Origin of the sequence: Deinococcus cellulosilyticus NBRC 106333 = KACC 11606 (genome assembly GCF_007990775.1) — a bacterium.
Classification (GTDB): domain Bacteria; phylum Deinococcota; class Deinococci; order Deinococcales; family Deinococcaceae; genus Deinococcus_C; species Deinococcus_C cellulosilyticus.
Genome location: NZ_BJXB01000023.1, coordinates 68,211 through 91,265 on the forward strand (window position 1 = coordinate 68,211; position 23,055 = coordinate 91,265).

A 23,055-nucleotide genomic window follows, 5' to 3' on the forward strand; every position below is an offset into this window, starting at 1 on the left:
AATTACATGCCAAATCACCAATGGTAATGATGATTGCGCAATGGACGTTCACACCCATTCTCCGGGTACTATTTATCCACTCGCAATCATCAAGGCTTGCCAAATGGCAAAATTACGGTATGGAAACGCTTTCTCCATGAGAAAGTTTTCTCAGAAACTCTGCATATTCTTTGATTTCTTTGTTTTTCTGTATTAAATCGTTTTTCAGGTCTTCATATTCCCCAAATTTTTTTTGTATTTGTTGGGGTTCTAGTCCTTTATTTTCCTCGGCCTCAACAGCTTGGTTATACCATCTTCTAAATTTTGCTTGCCATTGAGTTAAGTGAGGTCTCAACCCTTCATTGAGAGATTCTGTAATTAACTTAACAATTTTTCTGGATTCTGGATCTTCTCTTAATTTTTCCGCAGGAAATTCACGCGCAATAGATCTCAATTCCCTGAATAACTCAAACCAACTGTTGTATACCTCAACTATAACATCATTGTCTTCATCAAACTCAATCCCTGCTTTACGTGTTGATAACTCAATCCATGCTTTATATGCAACCCTGACTACATCATGGTTCGGTCTAATTTCAATCTTGTGGCCCACCAAACTAATTTCGGCCTTCTCAATTCCCCAATGTCTGGCACGACGCCAAGGCTTTGCAAAAAACGCCCACAGAAGGCCAAGAATCAAAGCCAGTGTAACCATTCCAGGACCCACTATAATGGAGAACTTGCCATTCTTCATATTTATTGATAGCCAGTTTCCCCAGTCCATGCCAGTGATCCAATTTGAAAAATCTTGCAGCATCAGAGATTCCTCGACATTTGAGATCTTTTATTATTAATGAGAGATGATCTTTTCATTGTGATTGCTTTTTCTATCTCCACAGTGATCTGTTGAGGATTAGTGGTATAACTAATAAGATGCGCATAGCCGCTATTAACATTATCTCTTAAACGTGCTGGCAATTTGGGGAGATATGGTGCAGTTGTCCAATCCCTCTCACAAGTAGGAAGCACAATACCCAATAAAGCATGATCATACAGTAGAGTAGCATATATCTCCCAATCAACGAATTTTCTTTTGTAAGTCTCAGCACCACAAAGCACTACCGTAATAGAAGAGCCATGAATATAATTCTCTCTCACAGCACGATCAATATAAGCAGCATTATCGCTATTTAAAGCTCTTTGCAGAGAATTATCAGTTAAGATATTGTACATTCCAGCAAATAATTGCCTGAATTCATCACAATAGCGCTGATCATTTTTATGGTGGTAGCTTATGAAGACCTTTCTTCTTATGCCTTGATTGAAACCGTAGCCAGTCATACAAATATTGTATTTTTTGCTACAAAAATTGTAAACCCCCTTGACCTCTCAAAATTTTCCTGAACCTTTTATATGAATTGCACCATCTTAGGGAAAACCCTTAGTGTGCCTAAGCATATATGCTTACTTTTGTGTAAGATTTATTACTATATAATTTGATATGCCTGGAAGAAATTACTTTTCGGATGTAACCACAGTACTAAAGTCCCTCTCTCCAACTAGCTCCATTCGCCTCCCAGAAAACTGGGAAAAGGTGATTTCAGAAATTGACAAACCCAAGAAATGCGTATTTATATCCTACAAAGGTGATGATTTAGATGTAGCTAAAGATATTGCAAATTACTTAACTTCGGTAGGCATAAACATATTTTTTGATAGAGAACATGACCTATTGACTCATGCAAACACACAGAACGATTATGATACCGTTGTAAGCTATATAGAAGCAGGGATTTCTATATCCAGTCATATGTTAGCTGTAGTAAGCGATAAAACAAAGAACTCCTGGTGGGTACCTTTTGAGATTGGCTCAGCACGCCGAAAGTCCACAGAGATAGCTCATGTGGTAACTAAGGAAGTTTTTGACCTTCCTGCATTTTTAAGAATATCAGAAATTATTACCAGTGATGAAGATCTTGAGAAATGGGTTAAAAAAGAAAATGTGCATAAGAGTATAATAACAGAAAGTGGAAAATCTATAGATAAACCATCTATTACCAGACTGCCCCTTTATAAAAAAGCCATCAATTTCGTATAAGGGCCCTAATTTTTATGGGGGTCACTGCTCAACACATGGGTATGTGTTGAGCAGTGACCAAAAATCCTCAAAACAGACTCAATTGTTCCTCTTCAGGCTCTAAAGCAAGTGGTTTGGCCAGCTGACCGCGAGTAAGGCCTGCCAGCACCAAGGCCCTTCCAAGCCCGGTGTCGTCCAGGGATTCGTGCTGGCCCTGGAAGATGGCACCAAGCGCACGCTTCCGTTCCAAGCGCTCGTAATTGGTCCGGTCATGGTCGGTGTTGCTGATGAGGTTGTGCAACTCGATGGGTTTCTCCTGTCCCAATCGGTCAATTCGGGCGTTCCGCTGCTCGTGTGTTTTGGCGGTCATCGGCAAATCGTGGTTCACAAGCCATTCACCGCGTTTTTGCAGGTTGGCCCCCACAGCACCAGCATCACTGCACACCACAATGTCAATCCGTTTGTCGTCAAACGCCTGGCGCACCTTGCCTTTGTCGTCTGAGCTGCTGGCCCCGGTGATGGTGCCCACCACATGCCCTGTATCTTTGAGGGCCCGGGTGATTTCCTCGACTGCTTTTTTGCTGTGGGCAAAGACCACACCCCCTTTCCCCCGCCTGGCGTGGGCCAGCTGCACAATCTGCTGGATTTTGGCGTTGTGTTCTGCCGGGGCATCGTTGATGGTTCTGGCTTGGGCCCCGTACCGGAGGGTGGCAAGAGAGTTGTTGAGGTTCTTGGCAATGGTGTGGTGCTGGTCTTCCGGCACATGGTCAAAGCTGTTGGGGGACAGAACCTTGAGGGCTTCAATGTCGCTCTCCCCTCTGGCCCGGGCTTTGTGTGCAGCATGGTAGGCCTCATCCACACGCTGCAACTCGGCTTTCTGCCAGGGGGTGAGCTCAATGGCCTGGTGGCCGGATGCGGTGTCGCCCTGGGTCCCGTCCTGGCCCCACACCACTTTGCGGGTGGTGCCACTGGGCACCGCGTCACTGTAAGTGTGCTGGTCAATCAGGCGCTTGAGGCCTTCTTTGCTGGCAAACACATCCACCCCGTACTTGCGCCTCAGGGCCTCCTGGTCCCCGAACTTCACCGGGTCGAGCTTCTTGAGGGTGTCAAAAACCTCCGACTCATCGTTTTTGAGAGGGCTGCCGGTCATGAGGGTGCCGTACTTGCTGAGCTGCAAGGCGGTTTCATTGATGGCGGACAGCATGGACTCTTGCTTGCCTTGCCGGTTCAGGGTGTCGTGGCCTTCGTCCAAGGCCAGGTAGTGCAGGGGGATGTTGTGGGCGGCCAGCGCTTCGGAGAGCATCTGGTGCCGCCCGGCTGTGTCGGCCTGCATGAAACGCTGGTTGAGTTCTGGCTCGGTGAGACCGTAATGCTGCTGCATGATCCGGCTCATGTCGTCACGGAAACTCTGGTGGGTCACGGAAATCATGTGGGTGCCCGGATCCTGGTAGGCTTTCAGGCGCTCCTCGAAAGTGGCATCCTGGGCATGGAACTTGAACCGGCCCGGCTCGGTCATGCGTGCAATTTCTTCCCCAAACTGGTTTCTGACGATGCTGGGCACCACAAACAAGCCTTTTTGCACCTCACCCCGGTGGTGCAGCTCGGTGAATGCGCCAATGGACACCCCGGTTTTCCCGCTGCCCACCCCCAACCATGACGCAAGCTTCTTCTGGGCCATGATTGCTTTGATGGCCCGTTGCTGCTTCACGAACTTGGTGCCTTTGCCCATCGTCATGTCTGGGATGAGCTTGACGGGGTTCATGTGGGGTTTGATGTTCTGGGAAACATGCTGCAGCATCTCCGAGATGCGGTTTTCCACCCCGCGGGGCAACGCCCGGCGTTCCAGGTGGGGAATCACATCTGAGGCTTCCTGGTGGGTGTCGCTGTCGGCCATGCCAAACAATGCAGACTGGGCAGACTCAGCGGCTTTCTGCTTTTCGCGGAAGGTGCGAAAGGCGTCCACCAGGGCCCCACGTCCACCCATTGCCTTGAACTTGCCGCCTTCCCGTTCCCGGAGGCTGTGCTGCAGAGACTGCATGGCGTCTTTGAACGACTGGTAGGAGTCCTTGTCGGCCACACTCCACAGGGCCTCACCGTGGGTGTTCACCTGCTTGCTGGTGCGCAAAGGCTTGCCGGTCAGGTTGGCATGATGCTGGGCGAAGCGCTCAATGAAGGCCCCTTTCATGTGCTCCTGGATGGCTTCGTAGGCTTTCTGAGGGGTTTTTTGGAGCTCCAGAAAATCCGACCATTCCAGCACGTCCCCACCGGTCCTCTCGGCCACATAATCCAGCCGTTTCCGGTCCCATGACTGCCAATCGGGGTTCAAGCGCTCCAGGCCTTTCACGCCGGCATCTGCAGGGGGTGGCCGGAAGGCTTTTTCACCTGCGGGGGTGAGGGTGATGCCTCCATCCGGCCCCACCGTGTAATGCTCCCCTTCCTGGGTGAGGTTCATGCGCTTCAACAGACGCTCCCGGTCCTCACTGGGCAAGGTGAGGGTAACGGGTTTTTCTTCCTCATCCATCATCCCAAACATGCCCATTTCCGCCCCTGCCGCCACAAACTTGCTGGGCTCCGGGTACTTGGCATCGTAAGTCTGCAGGGCTCTTTTGGCTTCTTCTTTGCGCTGGGCCAGTGCCTCTGGGGACAAACCTGCAATGTTGGAGAGGAAGTAGGACCGCAAGGTGCCCTGGTCTTTGGGGGTGAGGTCCTGCAGGCCCTTGAATCCCAACTGTGTTTTGGGGTCGGCCAGCACCGCCATGTACAGGGCCTTGCGGGTCTCCGGGGTGTCATGCAGCACCTGACTGCTGTAACTTGCTTCCCCGGGGTGACGCTTCTGGATGTAACCATCGGCCAGCTGGGAGAGGGCCCCGTACAACTCAGGGTGCTTGGCCTCCAGATGGTCGTAATCCACGTATTGCCCTTCAGAGGTCTTGGAGGGCATCAGTTCATCCAGGGCAGCAAAATACCCGTCCCGCTGGTCTTCAGGCACCCAGTCGATGAGGAAGCTTTGCTGCCTGAGTACCCTGGACACCTCTCCGAGGGTCCACCCATCGGCCATGCGTGAAGCAATGAACTCCTGCATGGCGTCTTTGGGGTCCTTGCCAGGTTTGAAGCCCGGGGGGGTGCTGACATTGAGGGGTTTGGGTGGGTTGGCATCAAAAGCCGCTGCACTGTACCGAGTGAAGCCAGCTGGCAGCCAGTCGTCTTCGTCCTCATGGCCTTCTTTGATGGCCTTGATGCGCTCGGCCTGCTCCCGCTCCTCTGCTGGCACCACCGGTGTGAGCCGGTCCATCCCTACAGGGTGGATTTTCACCCAAAGGTTGTTGTCGGCGTCCTGGTGGTACTCGTAATCCCCGTCCTGTAACCCGAGGGCCCGCAGGTTCAAAGCGGCTTTCTGCACGTTGGTGGTGCCGAGGTTCACCAGCAGGTGCTGTTCGTTTCTCTTCAGGGCCATGTTCAAAGCAGCACCGGCCTCCACCTGCCCGAGGGCATTTCCAAGGGCATTGTGGGCTTCTTGCAGGCGTTCCCGTTTCTCTTTCAGCAGGTGCTGGATGACGGTGGCATCGGTGGTGCTGGAAATGGGCGGGATGTCCATGCCTTCAGCGTCCGCACGGGCGGCCTGGGCTGCACTCAAGGCCTGTTGCATGGCCTGGGTGCTCACCTGGTCGTGGTGGGTGCCCAATGCCTCCATCAGTTTGCTGTGGTCCTCAGGAGCCAGGTCACGCTTGAGGGCGTGGGCAATGAGCTTGCTGGCGGCTTCCACCCCCAACACATCCAGGGCACGGCGGTCCAACACATCCCCACCCAAAGTTGCCAGGGCAACATTGCTGAGGTGGGCATACGCACCGGTGGCGTGCGGGGCACGCATGGCCTTGCGGAGAGACGTGTAATCCCACTCGTGGGCTGGTTCTTCTTCCAGGGCATCCAGAAAAGAACGGGTGAGGTCCGTGGCGGCCACGTCTTTGATTTTGGCTTCCAGCTCCTGGGCAAACTCAGGGGCGACGGTATCAAAACTGATGTCCCACGGGGCACCTTTTGCCGGTTTGCTGGCAGCGTCCAGTGCTTCATGTTCCTGCGGTGTGGAATCAGGATCCTGGTTCAACCGGATTTTTCTGAGTTCCCCCTGCAGGTGTTTCAGGGCACGGGTGGCCTGCAGCAGCTCCCGGGCCTTGTCGGATTTTTCTTTCAGGGTTTCGTCCGTCACTTTGCTGGAACCCCTGGGGGTGCTGGACCGCTGGGGTTTGGTGCCGGATCGCATGCGCTCCAGGGCCTTTTGCATGCGTTTTCTCTTGCCCTCATCCTGCTCAGCATCAATGCGGTCCTGCAAGAATTTTTCGTGCTCCGCACGGGCATCTTCCGGGGTGAACCCCTGTTTTTCAGCCTCTTCAGCTGCACTGTACTGGTAGCCGGTGGATCCGGTGGCAGTGGGCTTGAAAGCATCATCCACGTCCACCTGGTCCTCCGGGTGCAAGATGGCGTTTTTCAGTTCAGGGTTGCTCACCAGGCTTTTGATGATGTGGGCCTCCAGGCGCCTGAGCCCTGCTTGGATGGCAGGGGCTTTTCCAGAAGCCAGCTTCTCCCTGGTTTCATCGTCCATCTGGAAATGACCGGATTGGGTGAGGGCGTGGGCGGCCTCCATTGCCCGTTGCTGGGCTTTCAGGATGCTTTCTTTCACAGCAGCCTCTTTGGTCTCCCGGGCAGCTTTTTCCTCTGGGGTCTCTTCTTTTTTGGGCTTTGGGACGGCTGCCTTTTTCTTGTCCTGGGACCCTTTGGAGCCCAACTTGTGCAGGTGCAAACCGCGGAGTTCTTTGGGGCCGTGCAGGATGTGGGCGGTGCCGTCACTGTGCAGGCGGATTTTCACATGCACATACCCGGGGTGGTCCGGCCCATTGGGTTTGAGGGTGATCCATTTCTCGGTGAGGTCTCCAGCTTTTGCCAGCACCCCATACATCACCTTCACTTCAACCATGTTGGCCTCAGGGGTGAGGTAAAACATCAGGCCTTCGCCGTTCCACTCTGACAGGTAATAACCGGGAGAAAACAACATGCTGCAAGCGTAAACGGCGCATCCGTGACAGTACTACTGTGAATGCTCAACGTAAGGGGTCATCTGCAACAATTTGGTACTCTTATGACGTGGACCTCAACCATATTGGTCAATACCTTACGGGAACTCTAGTCGGATCACTCGTTTCTCTGATATTTGTTGTTTTCGTCAAAAATAGCTTGATAACTTACCTAAATAGAAAAGCACACAACCAAGCCGAAAAGGAAGATATTGATAAGATTACCAGAGCAGTAGAGAACATTAGAATCAATTTTTTGCAACAATTAGAAACTCATAAAGCCGATTTATCTAAGGAAGTGGAATCGTACAAAACAGCACTCAACAGTAGTTTGGAGCAACAAAAAACTTTATTAGCAAGAAGAAATAGTATTGATTCCTTACGCAGACAAGAAGTAATAAAAAAGACGGAGGAATATATGAGTGCCGTATTTGATTATCTACATACCGGTATAGACCCTACTGATATAGATCTGACAACCAAAGAAGGTTTAAACCAGTGGTTCACTTCTACCTCAAAAATGTCAGCAAAGATCTACAGTAAGTATATTGGATTCTATTTGGTTACATGCGATATGAGTAGGATCAAGATTCAAGTTATGGATTTACAGAAAACTCTGGACAAAATACAGGGAGAAGTAGGAGAAGTCTACAAAACTTCAATGATAGATATAATGTCAGGCAGAAATCTTAATAGACAGCTTCATATTGATATGGTTAACAACTCTCCTCTGATTGACATGGTTTACAAAAGTGTTTACTCTATACTCCATGACATTAATAAATATCTTACCGAAGATCTTGAATCGTACAAATCATAACAACATGCACTTTCATTACCTATGATACAAATTTCAAAATAGAAGACCCACCCAAAGGCGGGTTTTATCGTACACTTTGTCGCTTACTGAATCAGGTCCTGCAGCCCGTCCACAGACAGATCAAAGTTGAGCAGCTGGGCCCTCCAGTAGGCCAACGAAGTGAGTTTCTGTTGGGCGTTTTGGAGCTCCTCCTGGTTGCACCTTTTAAGGCTCTTGCTGCTGCAGGCATGGTGGGCATTTTGCAGGTTCTGAACGATCACCAGCAGCTCTTTTACCCTGGCCGGCACTTCTGGCATCATCCCACCGCCCTGGCAATGGCCTGCCAGTTGCACCGGGTCACGTTGTTGGGCAGGGGCAACCGGTTGTAATCGGTGTCTATCAGCAACCCGTGGTGGTCGGTGAACAGGGACCACACCTCATGAAAGCTGTCCTCGATGATGCACCGGGCGTTGAGTTGGTTCATCAGGGTGCTTTTGCTGGGGTCTTTGACATGCAGCACGTCACCTGCAGGGAAACCATGACTTTGCAACCAATCCAGTGTGACCTTCTGCAGGTGGCTGGGCCTGCGGGTCACGTATCCCCTGAAGAAATTGGCTTGTTGCAGTGCGACCACCCCTTCCAGGGCTCCAGGGATGGGTGTGGCTGCCTGGTACACCTCTTCCCGCTGGAAGATGGTGCGCACCATCTGGTCCAGGGTGGTTTGCAGGTGAGGGTTTCTGGCAATGAACACGCTGGGGCATTCTGGGTCGGTGTTGGGGCGGAAGTGCTGGGGCCCAACACCCTGGCTCTGCAGGATTTCGGTCAGGGCATTCACCGTGCTGGCAATGGTGCCGTCAATGTCCACGGCAACCCCGGTTTGCAAGGCTTGGACGATCATCTGGTCCTCCGTTTCAGTGCCCCGATGAACACCGGTTCTTGCACCCGGGCGGTGATGTTGCCCTGAATTTTCCATTCTGTGACCTGCTTGAGTTCCCATCCGAGGGCTGTGAGGGTATCCAGGTAGGGCTTGATTTGCTCCAGTGTGGAAATGGATTCACCCTCGTAGGGGTCAAACATGAACACGGTTTTGCTGTGGTGGGGCCAGGCGGTGATCCAGCACTGGTGCATGGGGTATGCACCCCGCCTGGGCCGGGGGTGGGCGAAATACAGTTTGAACCGTTCAGTTTCTGAGCGGGTGGGTGTGACCACGTTTCGCAGATCCTCCGGGGTCTGGATGGTGTATGGCAGGGCATGGTGGGGCATGACGGGGATGAGGGTCATTGGCCCTCACCTCCGTTCTTGCGGCTGGGCCGCCAGCCGTCCCACCGGGGGTCCAGCTTCATGCCGGTGAGCCGGTTGATTTCTGTGGCTTGCAGTTCACCCTTTGCGTCCAGGGTGCCTCTCATCTCCACCCACTTGGCTTCCATCACGGGATCCATCACCGTGAGGGCGGCTTTGGCGTGAATCACGAAAGGACCAATTTTGGCCTGGTTGGGGAACACCCGAACCCGGGCGGTGAACTCGGCCCGGTCCATCTGGATGCCATGCCCGATCACTTTGAATTCTGCTTTGGGGGTGGGGTCTTGTGCAATGCGCACCCCGGTAATCAGGTTGTTGTTCGGTTTGATCTGGGCGTTCCGGTAGGCCCGGAAGAAAATTTTGAGTTGAAAGCGTGTGCCTGCGGGGGCATCGGTGATGCGTTTGAGCAGGTTGCGGTTGCTGATGCGGCCAGTGAGGGACACCCCATGATCTGAGGTGATCTGCACCTGTTTGTTTTCGAGGTGCTGCACGGTTCCTGTGAGGGTGAGGATGGCGCTGCAGCACTTGGGGGCTTCTGTAAACACAATAAACTCCTCTGGGCGCGAGGTGACGCGCCCGGTGGTTTGGCATGGGTTGTGTGAAAGGTTTTAAATCCTGAGCGGCACCACCACGGACAGGTAAGCCGTGTCTTGGCTGCCTTTGATGGCTGCGGGGGTGGTGGCACCTGAGAGTTGGAGGGTGGTGTATTCATCGGTGATGGGCTTGATGGCGTCACTGAGAAAACGCACGTTGAACCCCAGTGAGATGGGGTCTCCGATGTGCTCCACTTCCAGCACTTCATCTGCCTTGCCGTAGTCGTTTTCGGCCCACAGGTGCAGCTTGTTGTCGCTGATCTGCAATTCAATCCGGTTGTTGAGGCTGCTGTCGCACATGACAGCGGTGCGGTTCAGGGCTTCTTGCAGCACGCTGGTGCGCACGTTCACCGTGGCTTTGATGTTGCTGGGCACAATCCGCTGGTAGTCTGGGAATTCTCCGTCCATCAGTTTGGTGTTGAGGGACCATCCGTTGCCGTGGATGCTGAGCTGCTTGCGGAAGGTGTTGGCAGCCAGGGTGATTTCTCCCTCCTGGTCGTCGATGAGGTGTGCGATTTCTTTGGCTGATTTGTTGGGAATCAGGTAGTTGCCGGTGAGGTCCAGGCCGTCCACCTGGAAGTAGGCCAACCGGAAACCGTCACTGCACACCACCCTCAGGCGTTCAGGGGTGCATTCCACTTTTTGCGCCCGGAAAACCTGTTGGAAGGCTTCGTTTGCAACGCAGTAAAGGGTGTTACTGAGGGCTTGTTTGAAGCCAGCCCCTTTCACTTTGGCTGTGCCTTCCAGGATCTCGATGGTGGGGAACTGGCTGACATCTCCGGTTTGCAGCTTGTAGTTGCTTCCCCCGCTGGACACGGTGACGTTGCCGCTTTGCAGGGACATTTCAACGGTCTCTCCGGGCAGCTTGGAAACAATCTGTGCAAACAGGTGGGCTGGCAGGGCCAGCTGTGCGGTGCCTTCCACCTGGGCTGGCACGAAGAAGCGAAGGTCCAGTTCAAGGTTGGTGCCTTCCAGGTGGAAGCCTTGATGGGTGGTGGTGAGCCGGGTGTAGCTGAGGATGGGGTTGTTGTTGCGGGGTGGCACCACCCGGGCCAGTTTTTGCAGGGCGGCATTGAGGAATTTTTTGGCTACAAGCACTTTCATCTGGTGCTTTTTCCTTCGCACAGTTTCAAGGCAACACCGAAAGCCAGCATTGCCAGGACGATGAGGCTTGCTCCTGTGCCGTAGTGGTGGTAGTCACGGGTGGCGCAGAAGAAGCAGAGCTCAATGAAACCTTGGTATCCAAGGTGTATGGACAAACCTGCCAATATGCAGATGACGAGGTATTTTCCGACTGGTGGCGGCTTTTTTGTGCCTGTGATGTGAGTCATGGACAACCTCCTTTGTGTTGTCCATTGTATCGGACAAAAGATATAGCTGTAAAGTTATATTGTTTGATTTCACGGATTTCGCGCAGCTGCCAGCAAGTCCAACGCACGCTTTTCAATGTCCTGGCGCATATCCCCGCGAACACGCAACACCGGCATCCACCGGCACCGGCAATGGGGGTGCATGCTGATGGCCGCACCGCCATCCTGCCAGGTCTTCCCCACCCAAACATGCCTGTCAGGGTCTCTGTCAGTGGCTTCCGGGGAGACCACAGTCCAAACGGTTTTGTGGTAAGCCTGGCACCGGTCACAGCAATCCAGTGCTGCGCTGAACTCCACCTGCTCCCCTGCAGGAATGGACCCAAGGAAACCCTGGGCCCGGTTGTTGCTGGTTTCGGTGAGGGCAATGCGTCTCCAATCACGGTTGAGCACCCGGAATTGGTCGTTCAGCCGCTGGGCCAGCTCCAGGGGGCTCCCGTGAGACAACTCATGCTGGTAAAGCACCTGCTTGACCTGGGTGCGGGTGCGCTGAGACAGGGACGTGATGTATTCGCCTGCTTTGGCCTGAGCAAACCGGATAGGCCGCACCTCTTGCCCTTCCAGAAAGTCTTCAGGTCGGTCCAGCAGCCCTGAAGCTGGTGCAGTGGACACCCGACCTGATTCCAACACCCCAAGCATGTAAGTGGCAGCAGCCCGTTTCTGGATGTTGTCTTTCAGGCGCCCTTCTGCAGCCCATTTGCTGGTCACGGCGTCCACCAGATCCCCATAGAGCTCCGGGGTTACAGTGTCGCGCCCGGCCAGCAGTTCCCGGTACAGCCGGGCCGCCCGGCTGTACTCCTGCTGCGGATCAAGGGCTTTCACCAGTGGGCTGAGGGGATAGGTGGCCTGCACCTGGTCGGCTGGCAACTTCGGCAACTGCAGGCCCTGGTGCAGGTCCTGATGCACCCGGTAAAGCCAGCCAGCACCAAGGCCATACATCAGGGCCTCGGCCTGGGCCAGGATGGGGTTGGGGTGGATTGTCCAGGCTTTTGACATGTCACCTCCCAATGGGCACCCGAAGGTGGGTGCTGCCGTACCACAGTTCCATGTGGGTGAATTCCACCGGCACCGGCGTGAGGCGCTGCACTGGTACCGGCTCACTGGCCTCCACATACTTGAGCGTCATGTGGGGCGTAAACCCGTGGGTGTTGTCCGGGGGCAAACCGCACATCTTCAGCACGTTGCAGCAGGTTTCCCTCACCACATTCAGCCCTGGGACATCCAGTGTGAGGAAAAAAGCATCCTTTTTGGGGATGGTGAACCGTCCCACACCGGAAAATTCTCCCTTCAGGGCAGATAAGCCTTTCAGGTATTCCCTCAGCGGCCTGGCCGCTTCCTTCACCTGATCCAGTGCAACACTGTCGGTCTTTCCAAGATAGGCCAAGGTGACATGCAACTCTTCTTCCGGCAGGCCTCCACTCAAAGCCAGCTGGTGGGCCACATCTTCAGGGGGCACCAAGCACAAAATGATGCCTTTGGGGGCTGCGCTGGCTGCAGGGGCTTTCACAAGCAAGCGCTTCACGGCCAGGTCTCCATGTCTGCAACGGTGGCTTTTGCCATGAACGCCTTTTTGCCTCCAGGACCTGCTGGCTGAGCTTCATCAGGGTCTTCCCCGGCATCGTCTTGCTGGAGCTGCATTCCTGGCTTGACTTGCCAAAGGTTGCCTTCATGGTCGAGCATCTGCCGGTTGCCGTCTTCATCGGCGTCTTCTGGGCCCTCTTCATCCTGGGGTTCTTGTTGTGCTTGCAGCTCCTGGGCCCGTTTTGCCTGCAACTCCTGGGTGTAGATGGTCTGCAAGCTGGGATCCAGCGGGGCATCGTTGAGCACATCCATTGGGTGCGGGGCTTCACCGCGGCGCTGCCGGTATTCACCAAGGGTCAGCATTTTCAATTCAGCGTCCTGGGAGGCTTTCTGGTCACTGTCCAGGCCAGTCCAAACGAATTCAGCGTCCGGGTCCAGCATTTTCACCACATCATCAAGGGTCCCACCAAGCCAGTCCAGCATGGGCCACAGCCCTTTGTCTTTGCTGCTGGCAAGCCGTTCTTCGGTGTCGTCACCCGACAGGCTGGATTTGTTGCTGGTGAATGCTTCAAAGTTCACCTCTTCGGGGTCCATGCCGTACAGGGCGCATTTCACCGCAACCAGAAAGGTCATCCACTTGCTGAAATACATTTCGTTGAACTCGACATCGGTTTTGGTGAAAACCGCCCCGCTTTCTTTGTCCTTGGCAACCATGACCGGCATGCGCCAGGCGTTGGTGATTCCGGTGACGTAGGCATCCCAACTGGTTTTGAATTGCTGCAAATCCCCATCCTGAAAGTCCCCAAACAGGGTGAGGATGCCTTTGGGAATGGAGTTGTGGCTCAGGCCCCGGATGTTCATGGTCATGGCGTTGATGAAGCCTGTAACCACCTGGATCAGTTCTTCGGGTTCAGGCTGGCCGTAACCCAAGTGCTCCAGCAGAGGGCTGGGCTTGCGTATGGTGTAAAGAAAATCATCATGGGTGTAGTGGGCCAGGATGCGGTTGTCCCATGACAGCACAGCAATCACGTCTGAGGGGTCGGGAATGTCCAGGTTGAAACGCTCATGGAGTTCTGGGTTCCCCCACCCTTCTTCCAGGCCATAGTTGGGGTCGGTCAAAAAGACCTTGGATCCATCCACATGCACAAACCCGTGGGGGCGGCCACTGAGGGTGGTCACAATCTCGATGGGGCCAGCGTCATAGGTCATGGAGTCTTGCAGCAGTTTGGCGGCAAAATCCCTGAGGCGGTCCCTTTTGAGTTGCCGGCGTTTCCTGGGGTCGAACACCGCCCCACAGTTGAGCAGGTATTGGCTGATCCAGCGCAGTTTGGCTTTGCCTTCTTCGCTGATGTCGCTGTCATTGGTGTACCGCACCTGGAAACCTGGCTTCCACTCTTGTTTGCTGGGTTTGAGGAAGCGTTGCACCTGCCAGATGCGTGTCCACTGGATGCTTTGCAGCAGCACATCACTTTTGACAATCTGCCTGAGGGCCGGGAAGTCATAACCCACGGGGCGCCGGAGGGCAAAAGGCTGGGGGCCTTGTTCATCGAGGTCCAGGTTCACCCGGGCAACCCCGGGTGAAACCCGGGGTTCACTCTGGGTGCGGTGCTGCTGGCCCTGGCCCCACTGGTTTTGCAGCTGGGTAGGGTTGGCTGCCTTGTAAAAGAGCTCTCCGATTTGTTGGGCGGCGGCCAGCACCTCTTGTGGGTTCAAGGACTGCGCATAGGGGGCTGCCTGCTTGAGCGCCTGCACTTCTGCATCTTTGCGCTCATCAACCGGGGCCTGCGGAGTGGACATCACCCTGCTGGCCTCGGAGAATTCTGGGCTGCTGGGCAGCTCACTGCGGGGGGTGGAGCGTTTGCGGAAAAACATGGTTACACTTTCTCCGCCCTCACCGTAACAACACAGCTGTATTGCTGTATAGTTTTAAAGTTTTATCGTTGTACAAAAGGGTCTGGGCCACAGTTGATGCCGTTGAATTTACTGACAATTCGCCGTAAGATGTCCGTAGAATAGGACGAGGGGTAAAACACCATTGGTGGTATTGCGTTTTACCTTGCGCATGTGCTAGCTTATCGCTATGGCAAACATGGTCGAAGTTGTAAAGCATCACGGACCCTGGGCGCACGTTGCGATCAGTTACCTGAAGGAAAGAGGAGGTGACAAGGACTTTGTTGACGTGAGCGCCAGCGAGATGGCAAGACAGTTTGAAGTGGCCATCACCACGATCTCACGTCCGCTCCAAAGCCTCATTCAGGAAGGAATCATTGAGGTTCAAGGGCGAAGTCGAGGCACAAAATACCGTGTGACAGAGAAATTGCAGGACTGAACCTGCTGACAATTGAAAAACTTAAGCTCTGGGCTACCACCCCCAGAGCTTAAAAAGAGCTACCAGCTCACATCACTTTTTGTCTTGTCCTGGTAGCTCGAAAAACCTACTTGTTCGTAAAGGGCTGAATTTTGACGAGTCCACCCTCTACGAAAGGAGCTGATTCTTATTTTAGGGACTATCACCCCGGATTTCAACCTCCAGGCCTTCATTGGAGCTCAACCATGAGCATCGCCGCCTACCAGCGTGTCAAATCCCACAGTCGGCAAAAAGGGTCCAGGCTCTTGTGCCTTCTGATCCTCGCAGACCGCGCCCGGGACAATGGAACCGGCATTTTTGTGGACGACTACAGCCAGTTCGTCCGTGACGTGGCCCGGGACATGCGCATGACCCCAAAACAAACCAGCAACATCCTCAAAGAGCTGCTGGAAACCGATGAACTGAAAAAACTGGAACTGCCAGAAGCAAAACTGGAGTTCCAGATTGTGTTTCCCCGCACCCGCTACACTGGCCGGGAGTCTGCACCCGTTCGGCACAAAACCACGAAAAATGCCGGTCAGGACAACAGGAACCACCCTGTCACAAGCGAGAAAAGATTTCCTGGCACTGTGGAAAAAATTTCCGGGAAAAGTTTTCCAGAAATGCAGGAAAAGATTTCCCAAAACGGCGAAAAACCTTCCACGAGAGCTGCCGAAAAAACTGCGTCTGAGATTCAGTTTTTTGCAAGCGAAAATTTTTCGTGCATATATAAGAATATAAATAATAATACTAATACCCTGGTAGGGAGGGAGGTAGAGGAAGCAACCCACCCACCCACCTCCCTCCCTTCTCCTGAAGTTCCACCCCAAGGGCAACCTGCCAAGCCCACCCACGATGACCGCCTGAGGTTTTTTGTGAACCTGATGGGTTATGGGAAAGCTTCTCACTACGAAGCACATTTGGAGCGCTGGGACACACAATACTCCCGGGAATTCATTTCCCTCGCCTGGCGCCTCGCTCCAGCGCACAAACACCCCCGTGTGGGTTATCCGCGGCCAGAATTTCTGTTTGTGGATTGGCTCAACCGGCACAAGGATTGCCCCTGGCCCGATGCACTCCAGCGCCAATATGCCCTGGACCTCGCAAAAGAATTCCCTGCAGACACGGTTCCTGGCGCTCCGGCAAGTGCTCCAAAAACCAGCCCTGAAGCAGCATTGGTGGTGGGCCAGCGTTACCTGGTCCAGGGCAAAGAAGCCGTGCTCTCTGACCTGGGCCCCACCAGCGCCTATGTGTGCTTCGAGTGCGACGATGGGGATTTCATTGATGTGCGCAAAGTTGATGTGCCTAACGTTGTTCGTCCCTTCCAGCATGGGGGCATGGCATGATCCAGGGGCTTGAAACACGGGTGGCTCCCAACTCGCTGGATGCTGAAGTGGCCGTGCTGGGTGCCGTGCTGCTGGACAATGACACCTTGGCGGTGCTCACTGATGTCACCCCGGAGATGTTTTACCGCGAATCCCACCGGCGCATCTGGCAGGCCATGAAAAACATTGAGTCACGTGGTGGTGACAACCCCATTGACCTGGTGACCCTTTCTGAGGAGCTGCGGACCCGGGGCCAGCTGGATGAGATTGGGGGGGCCACTTACCTGATTGGGCTCTCGGAAAGTGTGCCCACCGCGGTGTATGCCGAGTACTATGCCCGGATTCTCAAAGAAAAGCATGCTTTGCGCCAACTGATTCACAACTCAGGCCGGATCATGCAGATGGCCTACGAGTCTGAATTGCCTGTGGACGAGATTCAGGACCGGGCCCAACAGCTGATTTACGATGTGACCTCTCAGGAAACCGTGGAAGCGGACAGCGCAGATGGTGAACAGGCCGTGGGCCTGTTCATGGAGTGGCTGGAAGGCAACAAGGGGCAACCTTTTGCAACGGGCCTGAAGGATGTGGATGAAATGCTGGGCGGTGGCCTCTACCCGGAGTCCCTGATCGTGCTGGGTGCCCCTCCACGGGTGGGCAAGAGCACTTTTGCCCTCAATGTGGCAGACCGCATTGCGGAAAGCTACAAGGACGAATATGACGCCCTGTACTTCGCAATGGAGATGTCTGCAGATGAAATCACCTCCAGGCGGGTGGCGGCCCGGGCCCGGGTTGACTTCCAGCGCCTCCGGGCTTACAAACAAGACCCCAAGAACAACCCCCTCACTGAGCAAGACTGGACGCGCATTTCCAAGGCCCTGGAAACCATCAGGCAGGTTCCCCTCACCATTTATGACCGCCCTGGCATGAGCTACAACTACATTGCCAGCAAAGCCCGGGCCCACATGCGAAAGCGGGGCAAGAAACTCAGCCTGGTGGTGGTGGATTACCTGCAGATCATGGATTTTTCTGCTTTTTCCAAAGCTGGCAGCAATGAATCTTCAGAGATTGGGAAAACCGCCAATGCCTTCAAGCGGCTGGCCCGTGAACTCCAGTGCCCCATCATGGTGGTTTCCTCCCTCAGCCGGGACGTTGAGAAGCGCCCCAACCACCGGCCCATGCTGAGCGACTTGAGGGCATCTGGGGACATTGAGTATGCTGCAAAAGAGATCTTTTTCCTGTACAGGGACGAGATTTACAATCCAGACACCGATCAACAGGGAATTGCTGAGTTCATCATCGGAAAGCAGCGTAATGGTCCTGTAGGAGTTGTCAAGTTACAATTCCACGGTGCTCAAATGAGGTTCAACAGTTTGGCCACTGGCAATTGAGCAAAAAAACATGACCCAAAGGGTGGCAGTTTCCTAGGCCGTACACCCTTTGGGGAACCTTGGGGGGTTCTTATGAAGTCTAGCACGGGCATTGCTCGCAGCAACCGAATTTCGATCACTACCTCCAGACAACCCCTTGCGGTGCATCCTGATCCCACGATTGTGGTTGAATTCCCTGCCCTTCCCTCTGTTGAGGCTTTGAAAAAGATCATTCCTGTGACACACCGGTGGGCCCATGTTTTTGCGGCGGCTGACACTGCAGGGCAGCTGGGTGACTTGCTCGGGCGTCTGGAATTGCTGGAAGCTGGGGATGTGCGGGACACACGAAGAAGCCAGATCCTGCATCGGCTGGGCAGGAAGGTGGAGGCACGCAACCTGCTGGGTCGGTACCGAAACTCCATCCTGGTGCATGGATGGGACATGGCCTTTCGTGTTGATGAAGTCAGCACCAAAGACACCCCGCACCTGCTGAGGGAGTTTGAAGACACCCTGGAGCGCCTGAAAAGGTCAGATGACTTTGATGGGCGCAACGTCACCCTTGAAGGCCTCATGCGCGGCCACATGGCTTGTGCGGTGGGGAAAATCAACCTCGGTGACAAAGAGGGGGCCATGCAGCACTTCGAGAAGGTGCGCTTTTACGCTGGCCCCCTGCAAGATGAACACATGGAGCTGTTGGTGCTCACCGAGACCGCACGTTTGCATGTGAACCTCGGTGAACTGCAAGAAGCAGGGAAGGTATACCAGCAGCTTGCAAGGATTGCCAAGCCCATCAAGCCGCGGGTGTACAACGTGGTGTCTGTGATGTCTGTTTGGGTGGCTTACCTCACCGGCATGAAGTTTGACAGCTTGCCTGACTGGGCCCACTCGCAAGTCAGTGGCATGCGAGAGTTCTATGCGGTTGAGACCCATGCGCCTCTGAATGTGGTGGAGGTCGTCACCCACGCATTGCAAGCGCTTACCCATCTGGTGGAGCACCACGCAATGTACTTCCCCTTCTATGGGGCTGTGGAAGAACACCAGGCCGACAGGGATGAGCTTGTCCGCAAGGTGCTTGAACACCAGCACAAGGCCAACAGTCCAGACGAAATCATGGATTTCTTTCTGAGGGTCTGCAAAGCCCTGGCATTGGCCCTGCAGGGCAGTGATGATGCCCTGGTGGAGGTGGAAGCCTTGGAGTCCTCAACGGTGGTTTCAACCATTCCCCTGCTCTCCTGCTTGCGGCACATGGTCATGATCCAGGTGCATGCCTTGTTGCCCAAGGCACAAGGCACGCCAAGCCTGAGGGTGGCCCTCAATGGCTTGCGTCCAGGGTACATGGCCCTGTCAGATTACCAGCAGGATGTGCTGCTGGCCTGGGGTGAAAGGTATTTGCCTTACGGCCTCTGGGTGCTGTCGAATTCCATCAAGGACATGGATGTCCGGCTGTGTGAGCTGCGCAAGACCATCATCTACGTCACCGAAGAAGAAGCGGTCTTCAGAGGCAGGAAGATTTCTCGGTACCCCAAGACCATGCTTTGCAGGGAAGTGGTGGATGTGCTGCAGGGCTTTCCCCTCTCCAAGTATGACCGGGACCAGGCTTTAAGGCACAAAAAATCCCTTGAAAAGCTTAAGGTCAGTTCAATTGTGTTTTTGCCTGTCTTACGGCGCTTCGCTTTTAAACTGAGGTGTACTGAGTTTGAGAGGGAGGTTCTGGGAATATGAGAAAAGGTTTGATGTTGGCTGTGGTGCTGGCGGTGGCGGTGTTGACCCCTGGAGTGGCTGCTGAATCAGGCAAGGAGAAGGAAAAGCAGACCACAACCACGACCAATTCTGATCCTTTCGTCAGCAATGTAACGCCCCCTGTTTCATATTCCCTGGGTTCAGGGTATTATGTTCCCTGTGGGTCATGTTGACCCGGTAAATGAGAAATTCAGCGACCAGTTTCTTGAAAAATCTGTCAAGAAACTGGTTTTTTTAGGGGATCGTCCCAATATACCTGACATCTTCTGGTCGCCAACTGAAATTCAGCTGATCGTAAAATGGTGGTGGTTCGCGCTGGGTGCAGAGATTCGACACACCATGACTGCCCAAAGGTGCATGCAATATGCAATCTACGTAAACGTAAGCGTAAAATGTCGTATAACATAAGAAGACTTTTACGCACCAGGGGGCGCAAAGCATGATCGGTACAATCGTAGAACGTCTTGGTCACACCGTCATTGAAGCAGCTGAAATGTATGAAAATATCGAGCTGGAAACAGCTGCCTGGAACGCCGTCCGTGACCTGCTGGCAGGTGAAGACACCATCAACATCATCAAAAAACTCCCGAGGGTCCTCGGGAGTGATCGGGTGGCTGAAGAACTCTTAAAGCTCTCCAGCAGCCTTCAGGCCTCGTACAATGGCCTCGTAAACAAGAGCACTCTTCGTCACGCGAGTGCCTAACTTCAGCTCCTGATCGATGGCAAGTTTTTCAAGGGCGTCATCCACCCCCACCGGGATCCTGACGCTCTTTCTGTTGCCTGAGGGATTGGGCACACTCTTCAGGTCCTCACCACGCCGCACAGTGCGGATCAGGTCTTTCACCCAGTCGGTGATGAGCTTTTGCATTTCGGTTTTTTGTTCTCGGGCAACGCTTTTGACCTTGGTGTAGTGAAACGCTGGAGCAACAATGCTAATCATGGTGGTGGCTTCCTCCTGGCCGCCCTCCTGGGCACTGTCCTGGGTTCCCCCACCCATCATGCCGCCATACATCCTGTCTTCATTGGTCATTTCGCCACTCCACTCAATGCCACACGGTCACAAAACCACTTGAACACCTGCTGGTAATCCCTGGCCGGGATGCTATCGGCATTCAGTTCAAAAATGGTTTGTCCTTTGCCCAATTCACGTTCCATCTCTGCAGCATGGTGGACTTTGCCAGCACGTTGCTCCTCAGGAAAACTCCGCTGGTACTTCAACAATTCACGGGTGGCAATTTCTTTCTCCCGGATCATGGTTGCCAGAATGCCTGCCACTTTCGGAGCCCGGTCCAGCCTGCGGGTCATCACATCCACCCGGGACAGCACCCCTTCCACACCCTGCCTGGAGGCCAAGCCCGGGCTGGTGGGAATCAACAGCCAGTCGGCGGCATAAAGGGCCAGCAGGCTGCTGAGGTTGGTGGAAGGACCCACATCCATGATGCACAGGTCATACCCACTTTTGATCTCGGCCAGGCGGTCCAGCAAAATCCGCTCACGGTTGGGCACACTGGCAATGATGAGCTCGGCTTCCCCAAGGGCTGGGCTGGTGGGAAGAATGTCCAAATTTGGACGCACTTCTTTTTGCACCAGGTCCTTCATGGGGGTGTACCCACGCTTGAACTCATCATGGAAGGCCAGGGCCTCATACATGCCAGGCAGGTTCTTGCCGTTCACGTTGAGAAAGCCCCCGCTTTGGCCTTGTGTGTCCATGTCCACCAACAAGACTTTGCGGCCCTGCTGGGCGGCCAGGTATGCCAGGTGGGTTGCAGTGGTGGTCTTGCCCACCCCACCTTTTTCTGCGGCAATGGCAACCGTAATCATCGGTACGCCTGCCGGCGCTGGGGTTTCGTGTACTCCACCACACCCAAGAAGCTGTCCTTGCTGCCCATCGACAGCACCTCAGGGTCTCCCTCCAGGGGCTTGCCAAACTCAAACGTGTTGGCGCCAATGCACCAGGCAATGATGAGGCCCATGTTCTCGCGTTCGATCACGCACACCTCACCCACCCTGGGCACCTTCTTCTGGCAATACAGCATCTGGCCCTCGGTGATGACCGGTTCCATGCGGCTGGTCCTGGACTCAATCACGAAATCGGCCCTCAGGTAATACTCGGGGGTGTGAATCCGGGTCCAGCTGGCCCGGCCTCCGGTGCTTTCCAGCTCCAGGTAGTGCGGGATGCCGGTGGGCAAAGGGGCGGCGCCTTTGGCAACAGGTAGGACTTCCACACCCGTGTCCTGTTGGAATTTCGCTGTGTCTCCATCCCAGAGCAGGTGAATCAGGGCCCTGACTTTGCCTGGGCTGGTGTTGCGGTGTGCAAAAAAGGTTTGGCCGTACTCTTCGATTTCCCACATGGTGCTTTTGGTGATGGCTTCATAAACGGTGGGATCGCGCTCGGCCAGGTCTTTGCTGAGCGTTTCAACTTTTCGTAGGCTTAAACGCTTTTCTGCACGGGCCGCACGGATGATCTCGCCAACATTGGTTTCGGTTTTCTCGGTCATCTGGGGACACCTCAGGTAAGCTATCTCACTTAAGTCTAACATATCGGACAAACTATACAGTTTTTGAGATTTAAAACAGTAAGGTTACATAAACTGTCCTATTCGGCGGACTTGCGGACGGCTGTCCGGTGTCCGTAAAATAGGACAAATGCTAAAACAACCCGAGATTTCACCCGATCAAATTTCCCAGTACTTCCAGGCAGCACGAGAAAAACTCGAAGGCCTGGGGCGGGCCGGGGTCAATGAAGTGGCGAAACGGGCAAGTGTGCAACCAACCACAGTCTACAGATTTCGTGATGGAGATGACACCTACCAGTCCCACGCTGAAAACATTGCCAAAGTTGCCATGCAGCTCACCCCCCAGGAGCTGCACGATTACCGGCGCTACCGCAAGCGCAGAAAGGAGTAAGCCGATGGAGCTTCGTGACCTGGACCCTTATGGAGAGTGGCAAAACCCGGAAGAGTTTCCGGTGGTGGTCAGCAAACTTTTGGAGCTGGCTGCAGCAGGTTCCTATGAAGAGTCGGTGGCCCACATCCGGGCCTTGAGGCCTCAGGCCGCCAATGAAGCTGTGGTTTTCTGGAGTGCGCCGGAAAACCGGGCCCACTTCATCCATGCCATTCTTCGGCGTGAAGGCCGCTCGAAGCTCCAGGTGGAAGAAGACCTCGACATCCCGAAGTCCAAGCTTTATTACTTCCTGCACTCCTGGAACATCAAATTGCAGATGTCCCCCCGCAAGTCCTGCACGGTCTTGAGCCAGGGTGGTGAGCGCCTGTCAGGTGAGATTGTGGAGCACCTGGAGGCTGGCCGGGTGCAGGTGGCCGTGGAAGGGTACAAAGGGAACTTCCTGGCCCAATGGTCTCCGGCGAATGGTGCCTGCAGGTTGCTGGAACAGCTGCCGGAAGTGCATGGCCTTTACACCCTTCCTGAGGCAGCCCAGATGCTGGGCTACCGTGAAGCGTTTCTCTCCCGGGTCCTGAAAGCACTGGGCCTGGGCACCAGGCGGGTGCATGCAGAAGACCTGGTGCGCATCAAACCGAGGGACGGGTGGGTGTATGGCTAAGGAAGTGTACCTGGAT

Annotated in this window: 22 protein-coding genes; 8 read left to right on the top strand and 14 right to left on the bottom strand. The window is 54.3% G+C overall.

What is annotated here, in order from left to right; genetic code table 11:
* Positions 1 to 112 precede the first annotated feature (112 nt).
* Together DC3_RS21350 and DC3_RS21355 are read right to left on the bottom strand one after the other, a co-directional pair.
* Entirely contained in the window at positions 113 to 796 is a 684-nt protein-coding gene (locus DC3_RS21350; protein ID WP_146888010.1) for a hypothetical protein, read from the bottom strand.
* Positions 796 to 1,320 carry a TIR domain-containing protein gene (locus DC3_RS21355; protein WP_146888012.1) on the bottom strand — a complete coding sequence of 175 codons (525 nt, stop codon included), beginning with the start codon at positions 1,318 to 1,320 and terminating at the stop codon, positions 796 to 798. The genes DC3_RS21350 and DC3_RS21355 overlap by 1 nt, the downstream gene beginning before the upstream one ends.
* 160 nt (positions 1,321 to 1,480) lie before the next feature.
* Here DC3_RS21355 and DC3_RS21360 point away from each other — a divergent pair, with 160 nt between their 5' ends.
* Positions 1,481 to 2,077 carry a toll/interleukin-1 receptor domain-containing protein gene (locus DC3_RS21360; protein WP_146888014.1) on the top strand — a complete coding sequence of 199 codons (597 nt, stop codon included), beginning with the start codon at positions 1,481 to 1,483 and terminating at the stop codon, positions 2,075 to 2,077.
* 67 nt (positions 2,078 to 2,144) lie between these two features.
* On the opposite strand, the gene DC3_RS21365 is transcribed toward DC3_RS21360, so the two are convergent.
* On the bottom strand, positions 2,145 to 7,103 hold the full coding sequence (locus tag DC3_RS21365; protein ID WP_146888016.1) for a helicase-related protein: 4,959 nt from the start codon (positions 7,101 to 7,103) through the stop codon (positions 2,145 to 2,147).
* An 89-nt stretch (positions 7,104 to 7,192) separates the two neighbouring features.
* Between DC3_RS21365 and DC3_RS21370 the strand changes: the two genes are divergently transcribed.
* Complete coding sequence (locus DC3_RS21370; protein WP_146888018.1) at positions 7,193 to 7,942, top strand: hypothetical protein; 750 nt, start codon at positions 7,193 to 7,195, stop codon at positions 7,940 to 7,942.
* Between the two features lie 295 nt (positions 7,943 to 8,237).
* Here the strand turns inward: DC3_RS21370 and DC3_RS21375 are convergent, their stop codons facing one another.
* The 8 genes from DC3_RS21375 to DC3_RS21410 all read right to left on the bottom strand — a co-directional run bounded on the left by DC3_RS21375 (position 8,238) and on the right by DC3_RS21410 (position 14,573).
* Complete coding sequence (locus DC3_RS21375; RefSeq protein WP_186816175.1) at positions 8,238 to 8,819, bottom strand: hypothetical protein; 582 nt, start codon at positions 8,817 to 8,819, stop codon at positions 8,238 to 8,240.
* A complete protein-coding gene (locus DC3_RS21380; RefSeq protein ID WP_146888021.1) occupies positions 8,816 to 9,202 on the bottom strand; it encodes a hypothetical protein in 387 nt (128 codons plus the stop codon). Before DC3_RS21380 ends, DC3_RS21375 begins: the two co-directional genes overlap by 4 nt.
* A complete protein-coding gene (locus DC3_RS21385; RefSeq protein ID WP_146888023.1) occupies positions 9,199 to 9,765 on the bottom strand; it encodes a hypothetical protein in 567 nt (188 codons plus the stop codon). The genes DC3_RS21380 and DC3_RS21385 overlap by 4 nt, the downstream gene beginning before the upstream one ends.
* A 63-nt stretch (positions 9,766 to 9,828) precedes the next feature.
* Positions 9,829 to 10,917, bottom strand: a complete 1,089-nt coding sequence (gene dnaN / locus DC3_RS21390) for a DNA polymerase III subunit beta (RefSeq protein ID WP_146888025.1) — start codon at positions 10,915 to 10,917, stop codon at positions 9,829 to 9,831.
* On the bottom strand, positions 10,914 to 11,144 hold the full coding sequence (locus DC3_RS21395) for a hypothetical protein (RefSeq protein WP_146888027.1): 231 nt from the start codon (positions 11,142 to 11,144) through the stop codon (positions 10,914 to 10,916). Before DC3_RS21395 ends, dnaN begins: the two co-directional genes overlap by 4 nt.
* Before the next feature lie 69 nt (positions 11,145 to 11,213).
* Positions 11,214 to 12,176: a structural protein gene (locus DC3_RS21400; RefSeq protein ID WP_146888029.1), complete on the bottom strand. Its 963-nt coding sequence runs from the start codon at positions 12,174 to 12,176 to the stop codon at positions 11,214 to 11,216.
* 1 nt (position 12,177) lies between these two features.
* On the bottom strand, positions 12,178 to 12,702 hold the full coding sequence (locus DC3_RS21405; protein WP_186816176.1) for a 2'-5' RNA ligase family protein: 525 nt from the start codon (positions 12,700 to 12,702) through the stop codon (positions 12,178 to 12,180).
* On the bottom strand, positions 12,699 to 14,573 hold the full coding sequence (locus DC3_RS21410; protein ID WP_146888032.1) for a hypothetical protein: 1,875 nt from the start codon (positions 14,571 to 14,573) through the stop codon (positions 12,699 to 12,701). The genes DC3_RS21405 and DC3_RS21410 overlap by 4 nt, the downstream gene beginning before the upstream one ends.
* Positions 14,574 to 14,781: 208 nt before the next feature.
* Between DC3_RS21410 and DC3_RS21415 the strand changes: the two genes are divergently transcribed.
* The 4 genes from DC3_RS21415 (at position 14,782) to DC3_RS21430 (ending at position 19,462) form a co-directional block, all read left to right on the top strand.
* On the top strand, positions 14,782 to 15,030 hold the full coding sequence (locus DC3_RS21415) for a hypothetical protein (RefSeq protein ID WP_146888034.1): 249 nt from the start codon (positions 14,782 to 14,784) through the stop codon (positions 15,028 to 15,030).
* A 224-nt stretch (positions 15,031 to 15,254) separates the two neighbouring features.
* Positions 15,255 to 16,394, top strand: coding sequence for a hypothetical protein (locus DC3_RS21420; protein ID WP_146888036.1), 1,140 nt, complete (start codon positions 15,255 to 15,257; stop codon positions 16,392 to 16,394).
* On the top strand, positions 16,391 to 17,761 hold the full coding sequence (locus tag DC3_RS21425) for a replicative DNA helicase (RefSeq protein ID WP_146888038.1): 1,371 nt from the start codon (positions 16,391 to 16,393) through the stop codon (positions 17,759 to 17,761). The genes DC3_RS21420 and DC3_RS21425 overlap by 4 nt, the downstream gene beginning before the upstream one ends.
* Positions 17,762 to 17,833: 72 nt before the next feature.
* The gene (locus DC3_RS21430) at positions 17,834 to 19,462 is read left to right on the top strand and encodes a hypothetical protein (RefSeq protein ID WP_146888040.1); all 1,629 of its coding nucleotides are present in this window, start codon (positions 17,834 to 17,836) and stop codon (positions 19,460 to 19,462) included.
* 643 nt (positions 19,463 to 20,105) lie between these two features.
* On the opposite strand, the gene DC3_RS21435 is transcribed toward DC3_RS21430, so the two are convergent.
* The 3 genes from DC3_RS21435 to DC3_RS21445 are packed head-to-tail and all read right to left on the bottom strand — an operon-like array spanning position 20,106 to position 21,978.
* The gene (locus tag DC3_RS21435; protein WP_146888041.1) at positions 20,106 to 20,510 is read right to left on the bottom strand and encodes a hypothetical protein; all 405 of its coding nucleotides are present in this window, start codon (positions 20,508 to 20,510) and stop codon (positions 20,106 to 20,108) included.
* The gene (locus tag DC3_RS21440) at positions 20,507 to 21,301 is read right to left on the bottom strand and encodes a ParA family protein (protein ID WP_246130764.1); all 795 of its coding nucleotides are present in this window, start codon (positions 21,299 to 21,301) and stop codon (positions 20,507 to 20,509) included. Before DC3_RS21440 ends, DC3_RS21435 begins: the two co-directional genes overlap by 4 nt.
* A complete protein-coding gene (locus DC3_RS21445; protein WP_146888043.1) occupies positions 21,298 to 21,978 on the bottom strand; it encodes a hypothetical protein in 681 nt (226 codons plus the stop codon). Before DC3_RS21445 ends, DC3_RS21440 begins: the two co-directional genes overlap by 4 nt.
* A 148-nt stretch (positions 21,979 to 22,126) precedes the next feature.
* Here DC3_RS21445 and DC3_RS21450 point away from each other — a divergent pair, with 148 nt between their 5' ends.
* Both DC3_RS21450 and DC3_RS21455 read left to right on the top strand, forming a co-directional pair.
* A complete protein-coding gene (locus DC3_RS21450) occupies positions 22,127 to 22,387 on the top strand; it encodes a hypothetical protein (RefSeq protein WP_146888045.1) in 261 nt (86 codons plus the stop codon).
* Between the two features lie 4 nt (positions 22,388 to 22,391).
* Complete coding sequence (locus tag DC3_RS21455; RefSeq protein WP_146888047.1) at positions 22,392 to 23,039, top strand: hypothetical protein; 648 nt, start codon at positions 22,392 to 22,394, stop codon at positions 23,037 to 23,039.
* Positions 23,040 to 23,055 lie beyond the last annotated feature (16 nt).

Coding starts and splice junctions, on each gene's coding strand:
- DC3_RS21350 (WP_146888010.1), bottom strand. CDS start 796: ATGCTGCAAGATTTTTCAAATTGGATCACTGGCATGGACTGGGGAAAC.
- DC3_RS21355 (WP_146888012.1), bottom strand. CDS start 1,320: ATGACTGGCTACGGTTTCAATCAAGGCATAAGAAGAAAGGTCTTCATA.
- DC3_RS21360 (WP_146888014.1), top strand. CDS start 1,481: ATGCCTGGAAGAAATTACTTTTCGGATGTAACCACAGTACTAAAGTCC.
- DC3_RS21365 (WP_146888016.1), bottom strand. CDS start 7,103: ATGTTGTTTTCTCCCGGTTATTACCTGTCAGAGTGGAACGGCGAAGGC.
- DC3_RS21375 (WP_186816175.1), bottom strand. CDS start 8,819: ATGATCGTCCAAGCCTTGCAAACCGGGGTTGCCGTGGACATTGACGGC.
- DC3_RS21380 (WP_146888021.1), bottom strand. CDS start 9,202: ATGACCCTCATCCCCGTCATGCCCCACCATGCCCTGCCATACACCATC.
- dnaN (WP_146888025.1), bottom strand. CDS start 10,917: ATGAAAGTGCTTGTAGCCAAAAAATTCCTCAATGCCGCCCTGCAAAAA.
- DC3_RS21395 (WP_146888027.1), bottom strand. CDS start 11,144: ATGACTCACATCACAGGCACAAAAAAGCCGCCACCAGTCGGAAAATAC.
- DC3_RS21400 (WP_146888029.1), bottom strand. CDS start 12,176: ATGTCAAAAGCCTGGACAATCCACCCCAACCCCATCCTGGCCCAGGCC.
- DC3_RS21410 (WP_146888032.1), bottom strand. CDS start 14,573: ATGTTTTTCCGCAAACGCTCCACCCCCCGCAGTGAGCTGCCCAGCAGC.
- DC3_RS21415 (WP_146888034.1), top strand. CDS start 14,782: ATGGCAAACATGGTCGAAGTTGTAAAGCATCACGGACCCTGGGCGCAC.
- DC3_RS21420 (WP_146888036.1), top strand. CDS start 15,255: ATGAGCATCGCCGCCTACCAGCGTGTCAAATCCCACAGTCGGCAAAAA.
- DC3_RS21425 (WP_146888038.1), top strand. CDS start 16,391: ATGATCCAGGGGCTTGAAACACGGGTGGCTCCCAACTCGCTGGATGCT.
- DC3_RS21430 (WP_146888040.1), top strand. CDS start 17,834: ATGAAGTCTAGCACGGGCATTGCTCGCAGCAACCGAATTTCGATCACT.
- DC3_RS21435 (WP_146888041.1), bottom strand. CDS start 20,510: ATGACCAATGAAGACAGGATGTATGGCGGCATGATGGGTGGGGGAACC.
- DC3_RS21440 (WP_246130764.1), bottom strand. CDS start 21,301: ATGATTACGGTTGCCATTGCCGCAGAAAAAGGTGGGGTGGGCAAGACC.
- DC3_RS21445 (WP_146888043.1), bottom strand. CDS start 21,978: ATGACCGAGAAAACCGAAACCAATGTTGGCGAGATCATCCGTGCGGCC.
- DC3_RS21450 (WP_146888045.1), top strand. CDS start 22,127: ATGCTAAAACAACCCGAGATTTCACCCGATCAAATTTCCCAGTACTTC.
- DC3_RS21455 (WP_146888047.1), top strand. CDS start 22,392: ATGGAGCTTCGTGACCTGGACCCTTATGGAGAGTGGCAAAACCCGGAA.